23 protein-coding genes and 1 riboswitch are annotated in these 21,837 nt (G+C 36.7%); of the genes, 2 read left to right on the top strand and 21 right to left on the bottom strand.

Features of this window, described 5'->3' with window-relative positions; genetic code table 11:
- Nucleotides 1-69: 69 nt before the first annotated feature.
- The 6 genes from topA to GYV61_RS01175 form a co-directional block, all read right to left on the bottom strand.
- Nucleotides 70-2,181, bottom strand: coding sequence for a type I DNA topoisomerase (topA, locus tag GYV61_RS01200; protein ID WP_174794445.1), 2,112 nt, complete (start codon nt 2,179-2,181; stop codon nt 70-72).
- Between the two features lie 81 nt (nt 2,182-2,262).
- Complete coding sequence (gene dprA, locus GYV61_RS01195; protein ID WP_174794444.1) at nt 2,263-3,093, bottom strand: DNA-processing protein DprA; 831 nt, start codon at nt 3,091-3,093, stop codon at nt 2,263-2,265.
- A gap of 45 nt (nt 3,094-3,138) precedes the next feature.
- Entirely contained in the window at nt 3,139-3,894 is a 756-nt protein-coding gene (locus tag GYV61_RS01190; RefSeq protein ID WP_174794443.1) for a ribonuclease HII, read from the bottom strand.
- Nucleotides 3,891-4,730 carry a ribosome biogenesis GTPase YlqF gene (gene ylqF / locus GYV61_RS01185; protein ID WP_046324807.1) on the bottom strand — a complete coding sequence of 280 codons (840 nt, stop codon included), beginning with the start codon at nt 4,728-4,730 and terminating at the stop codon, nt 3,891-3,893. The genes GYV61_RS01190 and ylqF overlap by 4 nt, the downstream gene beginning before the upstream one ends.
- 51 nt (nt 4,731-4,781) lie before the next feature.
- Nucleotides 4,782-5,012 carry a YozE family protein gene (locus GYV61_RS01180; protein ID WP_046324806.1) on the bottom strand — a complete coding sequence of 77 codons (231 nt, stop codon included), beginning with the start codon at nt 5,010-5,012 and terminating at the stop codon, nt 4,782-4,784.
- A gap of 3 nt (nt 5,013-5,015) precedes the next feature.
- Nucleotides 5,016-5,876, bottom strand: a complete 861-nt coding sequence (locus GYV61_RS01175; protein ID WP_110446064.1) for a DegV family protein — start codon at nt 5,874-5,876, stop codon at nt 5,016-5,018.
- Nucleotides 5,877-5,997: 121 nt separating this feature from the next.
- Here GYV61_RS01175 and trhA point away from each other — a divergent pair, with 121 nt between their 5' ends.
- Nucleotides 5,998-6,663, top strand: a complete 666-nt coding sequence (gene trhA, locus GYV61_RS01170; RefSeq protein ID WP_110446703.1) for a PAQR family membrane homeostasis protein TrhA — start codon at nt 5,998-6,000, stop codon at nt 6,661-6,663.
- A 1-nt stretch (nt 6,664) separates the two neighbouring features.
- On the opposite strand, the gene GYV61_RS01165 is transcribed toward trhA, so the two are convergent.
- Nucleotides 6,665-7,864, bottom strand: a complete 1,200-nt coding sequence (locus GYV61_RS01165; protein WP_122026035.1) for a CCA tRNA nucleotidyltransferase — start codon at nt 7,862-7,864, stop codon at nt 6,665-6,667.
- 84 nt (nt 7,865-7,948) lie between these two features.
- On the opposite strand from GYV61_RS01165, the gene GYV61_RS01160 reads away from it, so the two are divergent.
- The gene (locus GYV61_RS01160) at nt 7,949-8,836 is read left to right on the top strand and encodes a YitT family protein (RefSeq protein ID WP_046324803.1); all 888 of its coding nucleotides are present in this window, start codon (nt 7,949-7,951) and stop codon (nt 8,834-8,836) included.
- Nucleotides 8,837-8,975: 139 nt separating this feature from the next.
- On the opposite strand, the gene GYV61_RS01155 is transcribed toward GYV61_RS01160, so the two are convergent.
- The 14 genes from GYV61_RS01155 to pyk all read right to left on the bottom strand — a co-directional run bounded on the left by GYV61_RS01155 (nt 8,976) and on the right by pyk (nt 21,813).
- Nucleotides 8,976-10,232: a tetratricopeptide repeat protein gene (locus GYV61_RS01155; protein ID WP_174794442.1), complete on the bottom strand. Its 1,257-nt coding sequence runs from the start codon at nt 10,230-10,232 to the stop codon at nt 8,976-8,978.
- A gap of 116 nt (nt 10,233-10,348) precedes the next feature.
- On the bottom strand, nt 10,349-10,624 hold the full coding sequence (locus GYV61_RS01150) for an HU family DNA-binding protein (RefSeq protein ID WP_046324801.1): 276 nt from the start codon (nt 10,622-10,624) through the stop codon (nt 10,349-10,351).
- A 185-nt stretch (nt 10,625-10,809) separates the two neighbouring features.
- Nucleotides 10,810-12,117, bottom strand: a complete 1,308-nt coding sequence (gene der / locus GYV61_RS01145) for a ribosome biogenesis GTPase Der (RefSeq protein ID WP_174794441.1) — start codon at nt 12,115-12,117, stop codon at nt 10,810-10,812.
- Nucleotides 12,118-12,175: 58 nt separating this feature from the next.
- Nucleotides 12,176-13,381, bottom strand: a complete 1,206-nt coding sequence (gene rpsA, locus GYV61_RS01140) for a 30S ribosomal protein S1 (RefSeq protein ID WP_122026031.1) — start codon at nt 13,379-13,381, stop codon at nt 12,176-12,178.
- A 60-nt stretch (nt 13,382-13,441) separates the two neighbouring features.
- A complete protein-coding gene (cmk, locus tag GYV61_RS01135) occupies nt 13,442-14,128 on the bottom strand; it encodes a (d)CMP kinase (protein ID WP_174794440.1) in 687 nt (228 codons plus the stop codon).
- A 38-nt stretch (nt 14,129-14,166) separates the two neighbouring features.
- Nucleotides 14,167-14,655 carry a LysM peptidoglycan-binding domain-containing protein gene (locus GYV61_RS01130; RefSeq protein ID WP_174794439.1) on the bottom strand — a complete coding sequence of 163 codons (489 nt, stop codon included), beginning with the start codon at nt 14,653-14,655 and terminating at the stop codon, nt 14,167-14,169.
- A gap of 103 nt (nt 14,656-14,758) precedes the next feature.
- On the bottom strand, nt 14,759-15,445 hold the full coding sequence (locus GYV61_RS01125) for an ECF transporter S component (protein ID WP_046325202.1): 687 nt from the start codon (nt 15,443-15,445) through the stop codon (nt 14,759-14,761).
- Between the two features lie 81 nt (nt 15,446-15,526).
- Nucleotides 15,527-15,641: riboswitch (FMN riboswitch) on the bottom strand.
- A gap of 29 nt (nt 15,642-15,670) precedes the next feature.
- Nucleotides 15,671-16,387 carry a pseudouridine synthase gene (locus GYV61_RS01120; RefSeq protein WP_046325201.1) on the bottom strand — a complete coding sequence of 239 codons (717 nt, stop codon included), beginning with the start codon at nt 16,385-16,387 and terminating at the stop codon, nt 15,671-15,673.
- Nucleotides 16,388-16,389: 2 nt separating this feature from the next.
- Entirely contained in the window at nt 16,390-16,998 is a 609-nt protein-coding gene (scpB, locus tag GYV61_RS01115; RefSeq protein ID WP_174794437.1) for an SMC-Scp complex subunit ScpB, read from the bottom strand.
- Nucleotides 16,988-17,725 carry a segregation and condensation protein A gene (locus GYV61_RS01110; RefSeq protein ID WP_110446056.1) on the bottom strand — a complete coding sequence of 246 codons (738 nt, stop codon included), beginning with the start codon at nt 17,723-17,725 and terminating at the stop codon, nt 16,988-16,990. Before GYV61_RS01110 ends, scpB begins: the two co-directional genes overlap by 11 nt.
- Nucleotides 17,726-17,730: 5 nt before the next feature.
- Nucleotides 17,731-18,081: a reductase gene (locus GYV61_RS01105; RefSeq protein ID WP_174794436.1), complete on the bottom strand. Its 351-nt coding sequence runs from the start codon at nt 18,079-18,081 to the stop codon at nt 17,731-17,733.
- A gap of 9 nt (nt 18,082-18,090) precedes the next feature.
- Entirely contained in the window at nt 18,091-18,990 is a 900-nt protein-coding gene (gene xerD, locus GYV61_RS01100) for a site-specific tyrosine recombinase XerD (RefSeq protein WP_174794435.1), read from the bottom strand.
- Nucleotides 18,983-19,870, bottom strand: a complete 888-nt coding sequence (locus tag GYV61_RS01095; protein WP_174794434.1) for a CvfB family protein — start codon at nt 19,868-19,870, stop codon at nt 18,983-18,985. The genes xerD and GYV61_RS01095 overlap by 8 nt, the downstream gene beginning before the upstream one ends.
- Nucleotides 19,871-20,043: 173 nt before the next feature.
- A complete protein-coding gene (gene pyk, locus GYV61_RS01090; protein WP_122037558.1) occupies nt 20,044-21,813 on the bottom strand; it encodes a pyruvate kinase in 1,770 nt (589 codons plus the stop codon).
- Nucleotides 21,814-21,837: the final 24 nt, after the last annotated feature.

Raw genomic sequence — 21,837 nt, 5'->3', positions numbered from 1 at the left:
ACTAAAATTATTTTCTTATATACAAGAATATCATCAAACCACAAATGATCTGATGATATTAACATAAATTTAACTTTCTATCGGGTTTTTCTCATTATTAGCTTCTTCTTTATAATCGCCGTTCGGACAGAGGACAACAGGCCCCTTTTTATTTCTCTTTTCAATGAGAAAATGACCACAGTTGGGACAATTACGGTTAATCGGTTTATCCCAGGAAACAAAATCACAATCCGGGTAGCGCGAGCAACCATAAAATTTACGGTTACGCTTAGACTTTTTCTCAATTACGTCACCCTTACCACATTTAGGACAGGTAACGCCTACTTTTTTCACTATTGCTTTAGTGTTACGACAATCAGGGAAACGAGAACAAGCATAAAACTTACCATAACGTCCCATTTTAATAACCATTGGTGCGCCACAGATGTCACAATTAAATCCTGCAGGCTCATCTTTAATTTGCACCTTTTTAATACCGGCATCGGCCTTGTCTAATTCTTTTTTAAAGGGATGGTAGTACTCATCAATGACTTTAACCCAGTTTTTCTTACCCTCTTCGATTCCGTCAAGGTCATTTTCGAGTTGAGCCGTAAAATCGATATTGACGATGTCAGGGAAAAACTGCTCAATTAAATTGTCTACGATCTCTCCCAACTCGGTTGGGACAATCGCTTTACCATCCAATTTAACATAATAACGCCGCTGAATTGTATCAATAGTAGGCGCATAAGTTGAAGGCCGACCGACACCATTTTCTTCTAGCGCATGAACCAAACTTGCTTCGGTATATCTAGCAGGTGGCATGGTAAAATGTTGCTTATTATCTGATTTAGTCAGTTTGACTTCATCGCCATTATTTAATTCCGGCAGTTCAATATTGGTTTCCTGCTGGTTGTCATAAACCTTGGTAAAACCGGCAAATTTCATTTTAGAACCGGTTGTTCTAAAAATTATCCCATTTTGAGTGATATCTGCTCTTACCGTATCATATACAGCTGGGGTCATTTCACTGGCTAAAAAGCGGGACCAAATTAATTTATACAAACGATACTGTTCAGTTGTTAAAACGGATTTAAGCGACTCTGGTGTTCGATAGACGCTAGTTGGTCGAATTGCCTCGTGGGCATCTTGAGCATCTTCTTGATTTTTAAAATGGCGAGCCCCTTTGGCAGCGTATTCTTTACCATATTTCTCGTTTAAAAATTTTGAAGCTTCAGCCTGCGCCACCGGAGAAGTACGTTTAGAGTCTGTTCTCATATAGGTAATTAGACCAACAGTGCCCTGCTTACCCAGACTAATTCCTTCATACAATTGTTGAGCAATACTCATTGTTCTTCTAGTACGATAATTCAAGCGCTTATTGGCTTCCTGCTGCAAAGTGGATGTAGTAAAGGGGGCAGCTGGTTGGCGCCGGCGTTCACGTTTAACCACATTCTCAACTTGAAAAATTTTCTTTTTATCGACTTTAGTTAAAACATTTTGTACAGCATCATTATTTGGCAAATCAGTTTTCTTGCCGTTTATCCCCCAGAATTGACCCTTAAAAGTCTTGGCCGCTTTTTTGAATTCAGCGTCAATTGTCCAGTATTCCTGGGGCTTAAAGTTCTTGATCTCTTTTTCCCGATCAATCACCAGCTTTAAAGCAACCGACTGAACACGTCCAGCACTCAAGCCTTTTTTAACTTTTTCCCATAAAATAGGAGAAAGAGAGTAGCCCACAATTCTGTCCAGAATTCTCCGGGCCTGTTGGGCATTAACAGTATCCATGTCGATCGTTCTAGGATTTTTAAAACTGTTTTTAACTGCATCTTTAGTGACTTCGTTAAAAGTTACTCGATTTTTGTCATTTTGGTCTAAATTAAGAACATGGGCTACGTGCCAGGCAATGGCTTCGCCTTCGCGATCGGGGTCGGATGCTAAATAAACATCTTTAGCTTTTTTAGCTTCAGACTTAAGTTCCTTAATGGTATCGCCCTTACCCCTAATTGAAATATACTTTGGCTTATAATTATTGTCGAAGTCAATTCCCATCTGTGATTTAGGTAAGTCACGAATGTGTCCTTTTGAAGCGATAACACGATAATTACGCCCCAAATATTTTTCAATAGTTTTAGCCTTTGCCGGAGACTCAACTATGACTAATGTTTTTTTACGTTTCTTTGGCTTTGATTTAGTAGGCATCAAAAGCCTCCTCATTAAATTCTTTTTTAAATACTTAATTGAGAATAGAATATTTAACTACTAATTGTCAAATCTTTCAAGTTAGAAATCAAAATCAGTAATGGGATAAGCTCCTGCTTGAATGAGTTTATTAGGTCCTTGAGAAAGCTCACTGGTAATTGGTCCCGGAACAGCATAAATATTACGATTTTCTTGTAAAGCTAAATTAGCTGTAATTAAAGACCCAGATTTTTGCTTGGCTTCTGTGACAATTACACTTTCAGCTATACCAGCTAAAATTCTGTTTCGTTGAGGAAATCTGAATGGCTTAGGCGGAGTATCTGGCAGGTACTCACTTAGTATTAACCCCTTTTGTGCAATCTGTTCCTGCACATGACAATTTATCATGGGATAATAATGATTTAAGCCATTACCTACCACCGCTATTGTTTGACCATGATATTTTAATGTTGCTTTGTGTGCCATTACATCTACGCCTTTAGCCAAGCCACTGGCAATAACATAATCATTTTTTATTAAGTTAGGTACAATCTTATTCAAAACAATACTGCTGTAACTGGTCGCCTGCCGTGAGCCGACTATTGTTACGATGTTTTTTTGCAGCAATTGTACATTACCTTGTAAAAATAAAATTAGCGGTGGCTGGTATATTTGACGTAAGTTCTCAGGATATTCAGAATCAAAAAAACTGATAATTTGACATTGTTTTTCTACTCTTTTAATCATTTTGTCTGCATGCATGTCATTATAAGCATTGATGCAGGTTTTAATCAAGCTGCTTGTCAAGTCCAAATTTTTGATAGTTTGAATAGTGACCTCATCAACATTTAACTGACTTGCAACCCGTAACATCTTAACATAACCGATGTTTTTTTGTAATTTCAAGCGCAAAAGAAAGCTGGTAATTTTCATAAAAAAACCTCCTAAATACAAATACGTAAAAAGGAGGAATATTTTTTATTGATAAAAGGAATTTACAGGTGCAAAAGTCTTGCGGTGAATCGGGCATGGTCCGTATTTCTTAAGTGCTTGAATATGAGTCTGAGTGCCATAACCAGCATTTTCGTCAAAATGGTATTCAGGATAAATTCGCGCATAATCCGCCATCAATTTATCCCTAAAAACTTTAGCTACAATTGAAGCTGCGGCAATAGAGTTTGACTTAGAGTCTCCCTTAATTAATCGAATTTGCGGTAGATTCACCGGTATTTGCATAGCATCAACCAGCAAGGCATCAGTTTTAACATGTAAATCCTTTACCGCTTCAGCCATTGCCAACCGGTCTGCCTCGTATATGTTTACTTTATCAATAATCTCAGGACTTTTAACTCCAATTGCCACATCAACTGCTTTTTCTAAAATTAATGGATATAATTCTAAACGCCGACTGGCGCTTAATTTTTTAGAGTCATTAACATCAATTAGATCAAAACTGTTATCAATGACTACAGCAGCTGTCACCACCGGACCGGCTAATGGACCTCTGCCCACCTCATCTACGCCAGCAACTATTTGCTTTTTTGCCCAAAACGTTTTTTCATATGCAAATCTTTTTAAAAAAGCCGCTTTCTTCTTAGCTAATTTTTGCTGACGATTATTGTAACTAAGTAGTAATTTCTGCACACCAACACGCGTATCATTTTTTAAGATATTCAAATCTTCTGGACTAACTGCATCCTTAGCAAGTAATTTTTTGATTTCTCCAATCGTCATATGCGATCTAATGTAATCCTTCCTACTTTTCCCTTGCGCAGCCTTTGTAATAGGTACATAGAAAAGCGATCATAATCATCACGCATGCCGTATTCTTCAGTTAATGCCAATAACAAATCAGTATCATTAATTCGTTCAATTTCAGCTTTTGGTGTGCGAGCAAACTTACTTAAATCGTTTAAATAATGTTTGCGCAATTTTGATAAAACAAATAAAGCAACATCATCGGCACTAAAAACAGTATCCTTGATGGCACCAAGAGCGGCAAGCTTTAATCCAACTGTTTGGTCTTCAAACTTAGGCCATAAAATACCTGGAGTATCTAAGACTTGAATATTTTCAGTAGTTTTTAACCAATTTTGGCCCTTTGTCACTCCCGGTTTATTACCAACTTGAGTCACATTTCGGCCTACAAGACGATTAATAATGGTTGATTTACCACAATTAGGTATGCCGGCAATAGCCACTCTAATCACTGGGCTGACTGCCCCTTTTTGGGTCAACTTATTAATTTTATTAGCAGCAGCTTTTTTAATCATTTTCACTAATATCTGCATATTGGTGTTATGAAGAGAATCCAAAGCCATCACATATTTTCCTTTGGTGGTAAATTTTTTTTGCCATCTTTTGGTCATTACTGGATCAGCTAAATCTGCCTTATTCAAAATAATTAAATGTGGCTTATCTCCCACCAATTTTTCGATCATTGGATTACGTGAAGACTGAGGAATTCTTGCATCCAAAACTTCAACGAAGACATCAATCAAGCTCATTTTATCTTCAAGTTGATTCCGAGCTTTATTCATATGTCCCGGATACCATTGAATGTTAACCATTATCTGCCTTTCCCCAACTAAAATGGCTTCAAATTTCAAGGAAGCCTTAAATTAATACGTCATCTTTTCACGATACATTTGATATGCTTTATCAAAAATGCTCATACTTGGTAAATAGCCAGCATTGAGCTCAAGATAATCAGATAATTTCTCATAATTCTGTTCTTGTTTAGGAAAAGTCTGATCATTTTGTGCGTTATTGGCAAATTGTGCAACTTCATCATTTGAATCAGCATTGCGCTGAGTCATCAAATAACGATAAAAACTTTCTCTATAGGCCAATTTCTACTCCGTATAATACAAAATTGCGTAAGCACCCATCCCTGCGTGTGTAGCAATAATAGGACTGGTTTCTCTCACCAAAACATCTATTTTGGAATTGATATCTTTAATTTTCTGGGCTAAATCAAGAAGCTTCTGCGGCGTACTACCATTTGCGACATAAGATATGCCAACTTCTTTAATTTTTTCTTTATTAGCTTCGATCTCATCTAAAATGCGCTTATCAAAAGCTAAAGAGAACTTCTTGCCGCGACCTTTTTTAGCAATTTTCAAATGGCCATTGGGCATCTGCAATTCAATTCTGATATTAAGCATGTTCACAATTTTGCCGGCTAAGGGACCCAAACGTCCACCCTTAATAACATTTTCTAAATTAACAACTAGTAAGTGCAAACGCTGAGTTTTTTTAATTTTTTCAATATGAGCTAAAATTTCAGGAATAGTCTTGCCTGCAGCTGCATCGCGTGCAGCAGCTAAAACCTGAAAGCCTTCAGAACGATCCGTCAATTCAGAGTCAACAATATGAACCAGATCAGATTTACCCGTTAATTTCACAGCCTGACGAGCAGCGTCAATTGTTCCGCTTAATACCTTGGCTAGAAAAATGCCGATGACTTCACTGCCATCTTTAGTCAGCTCATTAATGGTATCAACTATTGTTCCGATTGGTGGTTGACTGGTGGTTGGCAACTTTTTAGACTCGCTCATTTTTTGGACAAATTGCTGTCTGGTTATTTCCACTCCATCAATATAGGTATTGCCGTCAATTGTGACCGACAAAGGCACAACGGTAATATGATATTTTTTTATTTCTTCCGGCGTTAACTGCGCGGAAGAATCAGTCAAAATTTTAATTTCTGACAACGTACTCGCCCTCAATTCTGCTTAGATGTTCTCATTTATGATAGAATGTGAACTGTATTAATTATAAATCATTATAGCAAAAAAACTTGTAAATAAAAGAAAGCGAACAAACTGTTTCATGATGAAATTGCAAAAGTTGTGGCAGGAACCTGCTCAAAGATCCAAAACATACTACTTAGTAGATAACATTTTAAGTGCTGTCACCCATGGTATCGGCTTCTGTTTAGCAGTAGCAGGTCTAGTTCTGTTAATCATTAAAGCAGTTTCAACCCATAGCCTCTTAAGAATCGTCACTTTTACTATTTATGGTTCCTGTTTGCTTCTCCTATATTTATTCTCTACACTTTTTCATAGTTTAATTTTTACCCGCGCCCGCAATGTTTTTCAAATTTTTGATCACTCATCAATTTTTCTGCTAATTGCTGGTTCGTATACCCCTTTTTCATTAGTCGCCATTGGTGGTAAATGGGGTATTTTACTGTTCAGTTTGGTTTGGATCATCGCTATATTTGGCATCATTTACTATATTTTTAATAGGGGTAAGCATGTAATACTTGATACTATTTTGTATGTCGCAATGGGCTGGCTCGTAATTTTGGCTGGCAACTACCTCTATGTTCGTCTCAGTCCCACGGGATTTTGGCTTTTAGTTGGCGGTGGCGTAGCTTATACAGTTGGTGCCCTTTTTTACACAATGAAAGGTATTCCCTTTATTCATGTAATCTGGCATCTATTCGTTATTTTAGGCTCAACCCTAATGTTTTTCTCCGTACTACTGTACGTTTGAATTACTTAATTTGCTCTAAATATTCTTGAATATCATCTTCAGAGTTGACTAATTCACCTGCAATGACTTTTTGCTTTATTTGATTAAGTATTTGTCCTAAGTTTGGTCCTGGCTTTACGCCATTAGCTATTAAGAATTGCCCGTCAATGGCAAGTTCAGACATTGATTTAATCGGCAATGCTGTATAGCGATCTACTAAAGCCTCAGAATTGATTGGTTGTCCTAAAATGTGAGCTACATCAATAGTGTTAAGGAGAGTCTCTTTACCAGCATTGAATAATTCAAGGTCAGAAGGAGATTTTGCAGAAATTAAGTCAAACAAATTTACAATTTTTTTAACTTTTTCCGTCATGGCATTTGAATTTTTCCAATCACGCATAAACTGAGTTATCTGATTATCAGTAATTTTCAATAAAATGATTATGATAGCCCACAAACTGGTTTCCATACTTGGGTTAAATTTCAGTTTGGGATAGATCCCCAGCAACTCACTTTTACCAGCAAAATCCGGCACACCCTCACTTAATTTCGTCCGTAAAAACACTTTGAAAGCTGCGCGTGAGTTCATTCCGGTACCCATTTTGACAAACTCATCACGAATTCGTTCAACTGAAATTTTGGGCAATAGTTGATGCATATCCATTACGGCTTTTTCAGTTTGAGGTTCCAGGTCAAAACAAAGCTGACTCATAAAACGAACAGCCCTCATCATCCGTAAAGCATCTTCATGAAACCTCTTCATTGGATCTCCTACTGCTTTAATGAGGTGCTTTTGTAAATCTCCTATGCCGTTGAAAAGGTCAATTATTTCACCCTTTCTATTCATCGCTAAAGCGTTAATGGTAAAATCACGCCTTTTTAAATCTTCAGCTAAATTTTGCACAAAAGTAACATGATCGGGTCTGCGAAAATCCTGGTAACCTGATTCTGTTCTAAAGGTAGTTATTTCATAGCTTGAACCGCCATGCAAAACGGTAACTGTACCATGCTTAATTCCGGTATCAATTGTCTTAGGAAAAAGCTGTTTAACTTCTTCTGGATAGGCACTCGTGGCAATATCAATGTCGTGTATCGGCCTTTTTAAAAGCAGGTCGCGAACAGAACCACCAACAAAATATGCTTCATAATTTGCTTGTTCTAACTGTTGAAGTACCGGAAAAGCTGCTGTAAAAATAGCTGGTAAATTATTTATTTTCATCATTATTAAATCAACTCATTTATTAGTTTTTTTGTCTTTAATTTATGGTAGTCTTAAGGTAATGGTTTAGAAAAGAAAGTTTTTATTATGCAAAAAATTAACAAAAAAAGCATCATGGAACTGTTAATGATTATGATTGGCTGTGCGATTTATGCTCTCAGCCTTGACATGATTTCAGTACCAAATAAACTCACAGATGGTGGTATCAGCGGTATTACCTTGTTATTAAGACACTTCTGGGGCATTAATATGGGATTATCGTCCTTACTACTTAATATACCGCTAATCATCCTAGGATACCGTTTTATGGGCAAAAGACTGTTGGCCTATACTATTTGGGGAACATTATGGCTGTCCTTTTTCCTATGGTTCTGGCGCTTAATCCCTATTATATCTCAATTGAACCTAGAACACGACCTCTTCTTGTCAGCAATTCTGGCTGGCACGCTTTCTGGCATTGGGTTAGGGTTAGTTTTTCGTTTTAATGGTACTTCGGGTGGTACAGATATTATCGCCAGAATTATGCAAATGAAATATGGCATATCTTCTGGCAAAGTTTTACTGTTTTGCGATACCATTATTTTATTATCTTCTTTAACATACCTTGACCTCAAACATATCATGTATACCCTAGTAGCAGCGTTTATTCTGTCACGTGTTATGGACGCTGTTCAACAGGGTGCATATTCTGCACGTGGTCTGCTTATTATTTCTGATCATTATCAAGAAATTGCAAAAATGATTGACTTAAAGCTGGATCGTGGTTTCACCTATCTTGAGGCGCGTGGTGGTTATAAAAAAACTAAAAGACCAGTAATTTACTTAGTAGTTTCTCCCAGAGAAATTCCCCTAGTAAAAGAATTAATAGCTGCAGAAGATCCCCAGGCATTTGTCAGCGTTATTGAAGTTCATGAGGTTTTAGGCGAAGGCTTTACTTATAAACAAAAAAGCCACCACCTGCTGATTAGGAAATAGCTTCATAAAGATTTAAAAAGGCAAATAACTCAAGTTTTTCGCAACTAGTTTATTTGCCTTTTTTAATTATTAAATTTAAGGTGGATGCTTACAAAACTATCTTTTTTTTCAAATCCAGGTAATCATATTAATTTAGCAATTATGACAGTAATTCATCATACATTTCCTGCATCTCAGTATCTTCGGGTTCGAGTTTTAGATAGGCTTCTAATAATTCCTTTACGATGTCTTGAGAATTGGGTTCGGTATTAAAAAATAGTAGCATTTGCTTTAAAAAAGCACTATTATTTTTAAATTCTGGATAGGCTAATAAAAACTCACTTTTTGCTTTTGCACTTTGATCCAAATTTTGGTAAGAAAGAGCTAAATTCCAGTGAACCTGTGGTTCTAAGTCTTCATCGTCAACCTTGGCAAAAAGAGCAATGTTTGCTTCATTGTCATTTTCTCTAACGTAAAGATTAGATAACTGCAAACGCAAATCAAAGTTTTCAGGAAGTTTTTTTATTCCTTTTTGTAACAAGTTTTTAGCTGTATCTAAGTCATTCAACCTAACAGCTGCTTGTGCTCCTTTTTTATAAAGAACGGGGTCAAGTTCATTATATGCTATTCCTAATTGAGCCGAGCGTAATTCTTGTTCGTTATCGTTTTTATGCTCATATGCCGTAGTTAACAACCTGTAAGCATTAACATAATCAGGACTTTGATCGATTACTTCATTCAAATACTTAATTGCCTGGTCATCTTTATGCAGAGTTAACATTACCAAGGCAGCCTGATACTTACTGTCAATATCAAGAATATCATTGCCATTTTTAGCAATTACTTCCCCTGCCTCTTCGTAACGACCTAATTTGGCTAAAGTTTGAAACAGACGGTCATTTAAATTGACTTCACTAAATGTTTTATGACGCTTCAACAAATCTTGGTATCTCGAAAGTGCTTGTTCATAATGGCCACTCAGATAATCGAGTTCAGCCAAACCAAACTTTACGACATCTTCATCAGGTGCAATTTTTTCAGCTTCTAGCAGTTTTTGATAGGCCGTTTCCAGCAGACCGTTAGTCTGATAATAGTCAGCTTGAACAAGCAAGCTGTCAAGATAGGCGGAGGAGTCAGGACTAACATTATAAAGCAAAGTTAAACCATCATCATCTTGACCGTCATTTAATAATATCTCAGCTAAATAAATCTTAAACAAGTCTTCTTTGGGAAAACGGGCAATTAAACTGCGATAAATTTCCTTTGCTAGATCGGTAAATCCTAACCCCACCAAGTTCTCAGCTAGTGATGCTAAAATCTCTGGTTCATCTTTGTCCAAGGCTTTTTGTAATAATGACTTTTCTTGAGAAAAATCTTGCCGCTCAATTGCGTCAAGCAGCTTTTCCGAATAGCTCATTTTTCATTCCTCCATTATTTTATTTTAGCCGATCAGGTCAATTACAGCTACAAATAATATCAAACAAAAAAGATGATGGCGAATTAAGCCACCATCTTTTAAATAAAGTCATTGAGCTATTTAACAGCTTCCTTAAGAGCTTTACCAGGTCTAAATGCAGGTACAACACTTGCTGGAATTTGGATTTCATCGCCTGTTTGTGGATTACGTCCTTTACGAGCTGCGCGCTTACGTACTTCAAAAGTACCAAAGCCAATTAATTGTACTTTTTTGCCTTTAGCAAGATCTTCTTGGATTGAACTAAAAATTGCATCAACTGCTGTAGCTGCATCTTTTTTAGTTAATTTAGCTTTTGCTGCAACTTCAGTGACTAATTCTGCCTTATTTGCCATTGGGAATTCACCTCCTGTAACTTGAATCTCTTAGTAAGATCCTTATTTAATTCCTCAATAGAGGAACAGGGAATAAATGATTATTAGCATCACTTTTTTCCTTGATTTCAAAATAGCACAAAACCCTTGATACAACAAGCAATTACCTCTAAAAATGTGATTTTTGTGTCTTTGGTAGATACAAACTATTTTCTTTTTCGAGCAATAATTTTTATAGGGGTGCCGGAGAAGTCAAAATTTTCCCTTAACTGGTTAATTAAAAAGCGCTGATATGAAAAATGCATTAATTCCGGATCATTGACAAATACGACAAAAGTTGGTGGATTAGTGGCTACCTGCGTCATGTAGTAAACGCGTAATCTTTTACCTTTAATCATAGGCGTCGGAACTAACTTGCTGGTTTCTAGTAAGAGGTCATTTAACACGCTGGATTTAATTCTTTGTTGCTGATTATGAGAAACTCTTCGAACCAATTCGGGAATTTTCGCCAGATTTTGCCCCGTTTTTGCTGAAACAAATAAAATAGGAGCGTAATCAAGATATTGAAATTCTGTACGAATAATTTGTTCAAAATCCTTGCCACTGTTACTTGTTTTTTTAGGCAAATCCCATTTATTGACAACAATAATAATCCCTCTACCAGCATCGTGGGCATACCCAGCAACATGCTTGTCCTGCTCTCTAATACCTGTGCTAGCATCAAGTACTAAGCAGACAACATCGGAATGCTCAATTGCACCCATTGCTCTCATTACTGAGTATTTTTCAGTCTTTTCGTAAACTTTTCCCCGGCGCCTTATACCAGCTGTATCAACAATTCTAAATTTAGTACCATCTGTTTCAAAAGGGGTATCAACTGCGTCACGGGTCGTTCCCTCTTCGTTATTAACAATTACACGATTTTCTCCGACAAGGCGGTTGACAATTGATGATTTTCCTACATTAGGCCGACCTATTACACTAAAAGAAATTTGCTCCTGCTCATTTTGCTTCAAGTCTTTAGGCAAACTTTGCACTATTTGATCCAGCAAATCTCCAATACCCGTGCCATGCACGCTTGAAACAGGAATAGGATCGCCAAAACCTAAGCTATAAAAATCATAAATGTCCATCCGCTGCTCTGGATTATCAGCTTTATTTACAGCTAAAATCACTGGCTTCTTAGTTTGATAAAGCATTTGGGCAATGCGCTCATCAAGATTTGTTACATGATTAGCGACATTAGTTAAAAAGATGATTACATCCGCTTCTTCAATTGCTATTTCAGCTTGGGCTCTTATTTCTTCTTCAATATTACTATTTTCCCAAGTTATTCCACCAGTATCAATCAAATCAAATTTGTGCCCTAACCATTCAGCTTGCGCATAATTACGGTCTCTAGTCACGCCAGGTTTATCTTCAACTATTGCTAACCGTTGATTAATAATCCGGTTGAAAAGCGTTGATTTACCAACATTAGGCTGTCCTACAATTGCAACTACGGGTAAAACCATTTTTCAGCCTCCTTTTACAAATAAAAAAACCGACTTAAGAGTCGGCTTTTTATTTAAATTAACGACGATCTTTTAATTGGTCACCTATGATGTCACCTAAAGCAAAGCCGCTGTCATCATTGTTCATATATTTTTTATTTACTGAATTGCGGTTATATGAACTGTGTGAACGGTTGCCTTCATTTTCAGAATTCTTTGGCTCAGCAGCCTTCATAGAAAGTGAAATGCGACGCTCACCAGGGTCAATGTTTAAGACCTTGACTTTAACTTTTTGACCAACCTTTAAAACATCACTTGGCTTGTCTACGTGTTTATATGATATTTCAGAAACGTGAACTAAACCTTGAATATTATCAGCTACTTCAACAAAAGCACCGAAGTTAGTTAAAGATTTAACTTCGCCTTCAAACACATCGCCTTCGTGTAAGTCAGCTGTAGCTTGTTCAAAAGGAGAAGGTTCAGTTTGCTTAATTGAAAGGGAGATGCGATGTCTATCATCATCAATACCAATTACTTTAACTTTGACATCTTGACCAGCCTTTAAAACATCGCTTGGCTTATCAACATGTTTGTATGAGATCTCGGAAATGTGGACTAAACCATCAACACCGCCAACATCAACAAAAGCTCCAAAATTAGTTAAACGGGAAACCTTGCCTTCAACAACATCACCCACAACTAACTGTGATGCAACCTTGTCAAAAGCTTCTTCACGTTCTTCTTCAATTAAATCTTTGTGAGAAAGGATTAAGCGGTTCTTACTTGGATCAATTTCAGTAATTTTAAGTTTCATGGTTTTGCCGATAAATGGCTTAAGATCCGAAACATAACGGTTAGAAATTAATGACGCAGGTAAAAATCCTCTAGTGCCTACATCTACTAACAAACCACCACGAACTGAAGAAGTAACTGTGCCTTCAATTGTCTTTCCGGCTTCAAAATCTTTTTGCAGTTCATCGTAAGCTTCTCTTTCCTTCAAGCGGGTAACTGAGAAGAAGAATTCACCATTCTCTTTGTCTCCGCCGGCTTTTCTTAAAACTAAAGCTTTGAGCTTATCGCCTGGTTTAACTGCTTCACGTAGGTCAACGTTGCGATCTGAAGTGTATTCACGACGAGGAATTACACCTTCAATACCGGCATTTTCAACACCAACATCGATTTGACCTTCTTCAACGTCTAAGACTTCAACATCTACAATATCTCCGACCTCAACTCCTTGCATTTGCTTTAATGCATCTAAAAATTGATTACTGTTTTCTGACATTATTTACCTCCCAATATCATACTCTAATTCTAAATGAAAGTTTGATATTTTTCTACTGTTTTATACCCTTTTTTTATAGTTTTTTTGACTTTTTTTAATTTCAGATAAGATTGCATTAACTACCTGGTCTATAGTCATAGAAGTTGTGTCTATTTCAATAGCATCAAGTGCCTTTTTTAATGGTGAAATTTTACGATGCGAATCTTTATAATCCCTTTCCACTATGTCTTGTTCAATTTCTTCAAGGGACTGGTTAGTTTTAATTCCTCTTTCTTTAAAATCAAGCATTCTTCTTTGGGCTCGAGAATGAGCAGACGCAACTAAAAAGATTTTAACGTCAGCTGCAGGCAAAACCGTGGTCCCAATATCACGACCATCCATCACTACATTCATCTGACCGGCCATTTGTCTTTGCAAACTGACCATTTTAGCTCTGATACCTGCCAAAGCTGATACTTGAGAAACGTGAGCAGAAATATCCGGTGTACGTATATCTTGAGATATATCCTTATCGCCGGCAAAAACTTTTTGTTGGCCATTTTCACTTTTCAGTTCAATTTTTTCTTTGTCAATAGCAGCCAATATGCCTTTTTCATCACTATAACTAAGTTTGTGTTCACGTGCTAACCAGGTAGAAGCACGGTACATTGCTCCCGTATCAATATACGTAAAGTTCAATTTTTGAGCTATTATCTTCGCTACTGTACTTTTTCCAGCTGAAGCTGGTCCATCAATTGCTACTTGCATTCAATAAAAAAGGGACTGCAGTCCCTATCCTTTCTAAGTTATTTGATACGCAGTACTTGTCCGATATCCACCTGACTGTTAGGATCAAGTTGATTTAACTCAGCTAATTGACCAACAGAAATTTTAAAACGACGAGCAATACTACTTAAAGAATCTCCACTTTGAACTATATATTGTCTAATTTTGGGTTTAGTTTTTGCGTGTTTCCTTTTTTGCTTAACCTTAGCTTTCTGTTCTGCTTTCGGCTTGCTCTTAGTTTTATTTTCGACAAGTTTGTTTTTTGCAGGAGAAGCTTTAGTTTTTGCTTTTTTAGCAGCTTTTTTATGGGTTTTGCGTACTTCAACTATTTTATTACTTGAACTATTATTCGCTGCTAAATGATGAACTACTGGAACAAGGCCAATTAGTATCATTATAAGTAAAACAATGAGTACAATCCAACCTTTAGAAACAGAGTTGTACGCTTCAACTCTTGTTTTTTGTGGACGTTTATAATGTTGATATGGTCCCTTAGGATTATTAGTCATCTTAAAAAGCCTCCTTACCTAACCTGTTTAATTTTAGCATATTTAACATTTAAGTGGATAAAAAAATCGGTCATTTAATAGACCGATTTTATAATTTCTGATTTTAGTTTTTTAAATTGAAGTTTTTTCTGACAAATGGTTTGATTGTTCTCAAAACAGTTTCAAACAGTAAGTAAACAACCGTACCATTTATTGCCCCTTTTAATAAATTAAACGGCACAATAATGCCAAAAATATAGGCACTCATTGATGGAATGTGGAGCAATTTGCCCAAATAAACTTTCTCAGTAAACGCCAGTAGACCTGAATAACCATGAATAGCTGGCAAATTGGGTACCGTAGTTGCTGCATAAAAAGGTGTTAGGACCAGAGCATTTAAAACTGACAAAACAAAAGCCATTGCTATAATGCCAAGGACTATACCTAAAATTGGTTTTAAATGTTTTTTTGTAAAACTCTTTTCATCTTTATTGATATTTCTAGTCAAATAATAAAACGGTAAAGCAAATGAAATTGATGCTAAAAAGGCCGCAGATTGACCCACTAAACTTGGTAGAGCAAAACCTTTATATATTAAATTAATTAGCATTCTCACAAACGCGATGAAAATACCGGGTAACGGACCAAATAAAAAAGTACCAATTGTAATTACAACATCAGAAAAATCAAATTTTAAGAAGCTAGTGACAGGCAATGGTATTTCCAAAAGCATTAATACATATGCAATTGTTCCAATTAAAGTATAAGCTACTATATTGACTAAATTATTTCTGCCTTTTCTTTGCAAAATTCTTACCTCCAAAAAACTCGGTCTGCTGCTCCTAGCAACAGACCGAGTAAAAGTAAGCTAAAGATCTTGGCTTTTAGTTTAGTCTGTCTTCTTTCATCTAGACTTTAACTATCGGTATCACAATAGATTCCACCACTTTCGTGGGTCGCGGACTCTCACCGCCGGTCGGGATTTTCACCCTGCCATGAAGACAACAAACTTAATATTTAATTTTCAAATACCATCTTAATCTACGTCTTTTAATCTGTCAACTTCCTCATGGGATAATTCGCGAAAACTTCCGGAAATCAGAGAATCCAGGGTTAAAAAGGCATATCTTTCACGTGCTAATTTTTTAACCTGATGATGAACGGCCTTAAACATTCTTTTTACTTGATGATACTGCCCCTCATGAATAGTTAACTGTACTATTTGGCTATTTTTTTTGCGGTCAGTTCTAATTACTTTAACTTTAGCTGGAGCACATCTATGACGATCAATTTTTACTCCGTGGGTAAGCTGACTGATTTCTGCAGGAGAAAGCACACCCGTAATTTTAGCAACATATACTTTGGCTACATTATTGCGTGGATGCATCAATAAATTTGCAAGCTCTCCGTCATTGGTCATCAAGAGTAAACCTGACGTGTCATAATCTAGTCTGCCAATTGGGTACAAGCGGTAGGGCAATTCTTTAAAGTAGTCAACAACGGTTTTTCGGCCTTTGTCATCGCTGGCAGTCGATACCACACCACGCGGTTTATAAAAAAGGTATGTGTGCAAACTTTCCCGCTCAATTGGTTCGCCATCGACGGTAATATTACTAAATGTATCTACCTTAGTACCTAATTTTGTAACTACATTACCATCAACTGTCACCCGCCCTGCGGTGATCATTTTTTCAGCCTTGCGTCGTGAAGCAATTCCAGCTTCAGCAATTACTTTTTGTAATCGTTCTAACACCATTATGATTCTCCTTTTTGAGTTTTAGCAATATTCTTATCTGCTTGACCCTTAGCCGCAAATAAATCGATTTCACCTTCGGCATTAACACTATCATCTTCAAAATCTTCAATTAGAGGTAAATCGGCTAAACTTTGATAACCAAAATACTGCAAAAAATAGTCAGTTGTCACGTATAAATTAGGGTGTCCCGGAGCCTCTTTTTTGCCATTTATCTTTACAAGACCCCGCCAAATTAATGTTTGTAAAGCACCAGATGAATTTACCCCTCTGATTTCATCAATTTCTATCCGAGTAATAGGCTGCTTATAAGCAACAATTGCTAATATTTCCAAAGCGGACTGACTAAGACTTTTAGTTAAATCTTTTTGAAAAAAGTTTTCAATTGTTTTGCTTACTTCCGGCCTTGTTGTCAATTTATAAGAATCGTTTAGTTGCTGTATTTGTAGACCTGAATCTGAATTTTGCTGTAATTTTTCCTGCAAACTTTTAGTTAATTCGCGCAGTGCAGGCCTGTCAACTTGCAAAAGTTCACACAAATTAGTGCTTTCAATGCCACTATCACCGGCCACATACAATAGAGCCTCTAACTGGGCAATTTTAGTTATCATCGCTATCAATTCTTTCTAAGTTCAGATCGCCAAATGTTCTATTTTGTGTTACCCGCAATTCTTGCTTTTTACAAAGTTCAAGCAATGCTAAAAACAAACCAATAACATCAGATAAAGTTTTCATTCTTTGACAACATGCAAAAAAACTGACCTTTTTGCGCTTTGCCAATTCATTTTGCAAAAAAGTACTCATCTCTTTAACAGAGGTCTCTTTCACCTCAACCGAAACAATATCTGGCTGTCTGATCTTCATTCTTTGTAATACTAAAATAAACGTATTAGCCAATTCGGTGGAAGTAATTTGTCCTCGAGGTAACGGCTGAATCTTTTTACTAAGGGGCACGCTTTCCTCTTTAGCAGCAGTAATGGGAACCTTTTCGTTACGCTTTTTAAAGTAAACCGAGATTTTTTTGAATATTGAATAGGTAATAAGCTGCTGTACGAGTTCATCCCTAGGATCTTCCTGTTCCTCATCATTTTCTATGAAATCATTTTGCGGCAGTAGTGATTGAGACTTTATGCGTAACAACAATGATGACATCACGAAATATTCACCGGCAATTTTCAAATTAAGACTTTGCATTTGATGTAAATAAGCTAAATATTGGCTGGTAATTTGGGCTATCGGAATATCATAAATATCAATTTTCTGTACTTTAATTAAGTGCAGCAACAAATCTAAGGGGCCTTCAAAATTGGGTAATTCCAAAGTAAGATTAGCACTCATATTTTTTAGTCCTTTTTTAAATATTTAATCAGATCAATATATTCAGGAACAGCCGTAATTCTTTTTTGGGGATTACTTTGAGCCAGTTCTTGTACTGCCTTTGCTTCGTATTTAGCTTTGCGAAAATCAGGAGCAAATGAAATGTAGCGAATGACAACAAATTGTTTATTCGCTTGCGTGCCAATCACACCAATAAAATTAGGATCCTTAGACCGATAAAGATATAGACAAAATTCAGCACTATTTTTATTTAATTGAATTTCATCCTTAAGATTTGCGAGATTTTTAAAATCCGGTAAATAGGATAACAAACCCATTGCTACTTTTTCCGTGTCATTTTTACATTCAATTAACATTTAATCACCTTAAATTCGGGGATGAGTTTTCTCGTAAACTTGTATGATATGTTTTTGGGACAAATTGGTATAAATTTGTGTAGTACTAATATCCGAGTGTCCTAAAATCTCTTGAACCACACGCAAATCAGCCCCATTTTCAAGTAAGTGAGTAGCGAAGGTGTGTCTTAAAGTATGAGGGGTAACATTTTTCTGAATACCTGCCAGCTTGCAGTAATGCTTGATAATTTGCCACACAGCTTGTCGAGTTAGAGAACCGCCGCGGCTGTTAAGAAAAATAAAATCCGTATTTTTTCCCACTTTTAATATGAGTGGATCACGTACTTTTTCTTTGTAACTATTAATCCAGGACAAAGCAACTTTACTAATAGGAATCAACCGTTCTTTTGACCCTTTACCAAAAACTTTGACTAATTTCAATTCTTCATGCAAGTCGGTAAATTTAAGGTTTATTAATTCGCTCACCCTTATGCCCGTTGCGTACAACGTTTCAAGTAAAGCACGGTCTCGTAATCCCAGTTTCTTTTTTATATCAGGTTGCTTAAGTAAGTCAGTAACTTCGACTGTGGTTAAAGCAACTGGTAAAGGACGACGTTTTTTGGGTGAGTCTATTTCAAGCATAGGATTCAATTTTTGAATATTTTGTCTTACCAGCCACTGGTAAAATTTTCGCAGACTTGAAATTAAACGACTAATAGAACTTGTTGCTTTCTTTTGATCGCGTTGCTCGGCCAAAAAAGCATCAATATCAATTGCTTTAGTCGGCCAGGAAGTTAAATTTTCCTTTTGCAAAAAATTAATGAAAGAGCTTAAATCCTGCTTGTAAGCAGTAATTGTATTAGCACTTAGTCCTCGCTCAATTTGACTATATCTTAAATAGTCCTCAACTTGTTCTGTTAAATTATTCATTTTTGTCTTCTTCGGGGTCGTTAACTAATGAAATTGTTCCAGTAGTTTTATCTTCCACTATGTATTTTCCCTTCAACAAGTGTCCTAATGCTCGTTTAAAAGCAGATTTTGAGATGCCAAAATAGCTTTTTATATCCTCTGCATCAGATTTATCATAAAAAGGTAATGTTTTATCTTTTTTTCTGCGCAAACTCATCAAAATCATCTGCGCATCTTCATCTATTTCTTCAAATGATCGCGGCAGACTGCTCAAATTTAGGCGGCCATACTGACTAACACCAACAACTCTACCCTTAAATTGTTCACCTAAACGTAGTGGCCGAGCCATTTGTGACGGATGAACAAAACCCAAATAATATTCTTTAGTAATTACAAATGCTCCTACTTCACGGGCTGAATAAACAGTCCCAAAAACATCTTTATTATTCATACCGTCTGGAAAATGAGCTGCAAGTTGTTCAAAAATATTTTCATCCGCCATTTTTGCCCAAATACGATCTTTTTCATCAGTTTCAAGATGAACTAGCAGTTGATCACCAACTTCAGGCCAGCGTTCTTTGTCATAAGGGAGATCATCCAAGGAAATCACTATATCTTTATCTGGCAAACCAATATCTACAAAAACACCTAAGTTATACTTGACTTCAGTCACTTTGCTCCAAGCATATTGATCTTCTTGAGCAAAGGGTAGAAACTGGGTCATTTCGCGATTATGCTGTTTATTATCGTACAGAAATCCTTTGATTTGATCTCCCAGTTTTGGCTTTTCTTCCTGAGTAATTTCCTTTCGTTTCAATTCATAAGTGAAACCTTCGACTTGAACAAAAAAAGAATTTTCATTTTGATCTATTATTTTTCCAGTTGCAATAGTGCCTAGCATGATTAATCTCCTAAGTCTAGATATTGGATCTGATAACAAGTATATCATTTTAATGGCTTAAATTGATATCAGTCAAACCAAATTAACTAATGATTTTAATTTAATTTACCCAGATCAAAAGCAAACAAAAATAGCCAGTACTGGCTACTGGCTATTTTCACATTTTACTTTAATTAAAGATTTGAAACTTCACCTTGGTAAATAGCACCACGACGAGCATCAACAGTAATAGTAATACCACTGCCAATCTTTTCAGTAGCACCAGTAACACCGACCACAACTGGAATTCCTAATGATAAACCGACAACTGCAGCGTGTGAAGTCAATCCAGAAGCTTCAACAACTAAACCTGAAGCCTTCTTAATAGCTGGCATGTAATCAGGATCAGTAGTTCTGGCAACCATGATGTCGCCCTCTTTAACCTTGCTGATAGCTTCTTCAGCACTATTAACAACAACTGTTTTACCAACAACTGAGCCGTTACCAACACCCAGCCCTTGAGCCAATTTGCTACCAATGATTTGTAATTTCATTAAGTTGGTTGTACCTGAATCACCAACAGGAACACCAGCAACAATGATTACTAAATCACCATCTTTAACATAGCCTTGTTCCTTGGCAACATTAGCTGCTACTTCAAACATATCATCAGTCGAAGCTGGTTTGTCAGTAAGTAAAGGTTGAACACCCCAAGAAATGCCAAGTGAGTGTTGAATCTTTTCGTCAAAAGTTAAGGCCAAGATATTGGCGTTTGGACGATATTTAGAAATCATTCTGGCAGTATAGCCTGAATTAGTTGCAGTAATAATGGTTTTAACACCTAATTCTTGGGCAGTCCGCACAACAGATTCACCAATAGCTTCAGTAACGTTTGAACCCTTGTATTCTTCAAATCTTTGCAGAGCCAATGTATTACGCTTAAGAAGTTCTTGTTCAGTTCTTTCATCAATTTCAGCCATTGCAGAAACAGCCTTAACTGGGTACAAACCGTTGGCGGATTCACCAGAAAGCATAGTTGCATCGGTACCGTCAAGTACAGCGTTAGCTACGTCTGAAACTTCAGCACGAGTTGGACGAGGATTTTCTTGCATTGAGTCAAGCATTTGGGTAGCAGTAATAACTGGCTTGCCAAGTGCGTTTGCTCTCTTGATTAAATCTTTTTGAACAAATGGCACATCAATAAATGGAATTTCAACCCCCATGTCACCACGAGCAACCATTAAACCATCTGAAACTTGCAAGATTTCATCTGCATTATCGATACCTTCTTGTGATTCAATCTTAGGATAAATCTTAACATAATCACAACCTGCATCTTCACACAACTTACGGATATCAAGGATATCCTGTGCCTTACGTGCAAACGAAGCAAAAATAAAGTTAATGCCATGAGCTAAACCAAATTTGATGTCATCAGCATCTTTTGCGGTAATTCCTGGCAGGCGAATTTCAACTCCAGGTGCATTAACACCCTTTTTGGAACCTATAACACCAGTGTTTTGAGCTTCACAAACTAGCTCTTTCTTTTCTTCGTCTTTTTCTTTAATTAATAAGTCAACTAAACCATCATCAATTAAAACATGACCACCAACGTGGGTATCACCATAAAGACCTTCGTAAGTAACATGGATCATGTCCTTGTTACCCGGTTTGGAATCGTCCATTGATACACGAATTTGGTCTCCAGTATTAATGGTAAACTTGCCACCTTCTTGATCAGTGGTTCTAATCTCAGCACCTTTGGTGTCTAATGCGATACCAAGTACTAAGCCAGTTTCTTTTTCGACTTGACGAACCATTTTCATCCGTGACAGATGCTCAGCATGATCACCATGTGAAAAGTTGAAACGGAATACATTTACGCCTGACTTAGCCAAAGCTGTAATAGTTTCAATATCATTTGAAGCTGGCCCTAAGGTACTAACAATTTTAGTTTTCTTCATTATTTAAAAATCTCCCCAAAATCG

Origin of the sequence: Lactobacillus melliventris (assembly GCF_013346935.1) — a bacterium.
Lineage (GTDB): Bacteria > Bacillota > Bacilli > Lactobacillales > Lactobacillaceae > Lactobacillus.
This window is presented reverse-complemented; position numbering and strand designations above follow the sequence as displayed.

Excerpts from the sequence above, each read along its gene's own strand:
- pyk (WP_122037558.1), bottom strand. The coding sequence starts at position 21,813 with ATGAAGAAAACTAAAATTGTTAGTACCTTAGGGCCAGCTTCAAATGAT.
- topA (WP_174794445.1), bottom strand. The coding sequence starts at position 2,181 with ATGCCTACTAAATCAAAGCCAAAGAAACGTAAAAAAACATTAGTCATA.
- rpsA (WP_122026031.1), bottom strand. The coding sequence starts at position 13,381 with ATGTCAGAAAACAGTAATCAATTTTTAGATGCATTAAAGCAAATGCAA.
- GYV61_RS01190 (WP_174794443.1), bottom strand. The coding sequence starts at position 3,894 with ATGACGATTGGAGAAATCAAAAAATTACTTGCTAAGGATGCAGTTAGT.
- dprA (WP_174794444.1), bottom strand. The coding sequence starts at position 3,093 with ATGAAAATTACCAGCTTTCTTTTGCGCTTGAAATTACAAAAAAACATC.
- GYV61_RS01160 (WP_046324803.1), top strand. The coding sequence starts at position 7,949 with ATGCAAAAAATTAACAAAAAAAGCATCATGGAACTGTTAATGATTATG.
- GYV61_RS01105 (WP_174794436.1), bottom strand. The coding sequence starts at position 18,081 with ATGTTAATTGAATGTAAAAATGACACGGAAAAAGTAGCAATGGGTTTG.
- GYV61_RS01110 (WP_110446056.1), bottom strand. The coding sequence starts at position 17,725 with ATGAGTGCTAATCTTACTTTGGAATTACCCAATTTTGAAGGCCCCTTA.
- GYV61_RS01165 (WP_122026035.1), bottom strand. The coding sequence starts at position 7,864 with ATGATGAAAATAAATAATTTACCAGCTATTTTTACAGCAGCTTTTCCG.
- trhA (WP_110446703.1), top strand. The coding sequence starts at position 5,998 with ATGAAATTGCAAAAGTTGTGGCAGGAACCTGCTCAAAGATCCAAAACA.
- ylqF (WP_046324807.1), bottom strand. The coding sequence starts at position 4,730 with ATGGTTAACATTCAATGGTATCCGGGACATATGAATAAAGCTCGGAAT.
- GYV61_RS01130 (WP_174794439.1), bottom strand. The coding sequence starts at position 14,655 with ATGACTAATAATCCTAAGGGACCATATCAACATTATAAACGTCCACAA.
- GYV61_RS01155 (WP_174794442.1), bottom strand. The coding sequence starts at position 10,232 with ATGAGCTATTCGGAAAAGCTGCTTGACGCAATTGAGCGGCAAGATTTT.
- cmk (WP_174794440.1), bottom strand. The coding sequence starts at position 14,128 with ATGCAAGTAGCAATTGATGGACCAGCTTCAGCTGGAAAAAGTACAGTA.
- GYV61_RS01095 (WP_174794434.1), bottom strand. The coding sequence starts at position 19,870 with ATGCTAGGCACTATTGCAACTGGAAAAATAATAGATCAAAATGAAAAT.
- scpB (WP_174794437.1), bottom strand. The coding sequence starts at position 16,998 with ATGATAACTAAAATTGCCCAGTTAGAGGCTCTATTGTATGTGGCCGGT.
- GYV61_RS01150 (WP_046324801.1), bottom strand. The coding sequence starts at position 10,624 with ATGGCAAATAAGGCAGAATTAGTCACTGAAGTTGCAGCAAAAGCTAAA.
- der (WP_174794441.1), bottom strand. The coding sequence starts at position 12,117 with ATGGTTTTACCCGTAGTTGCAATTGTAGGACAGCCTAATGTTGGTAAA.
- xerD (WP_174794435.1), bottom strand. The coding sequence starts at position 18,990 with ATGAATAATTTAACAGAACAAGTTGAGGACTATTTAAGATATAGTCAA.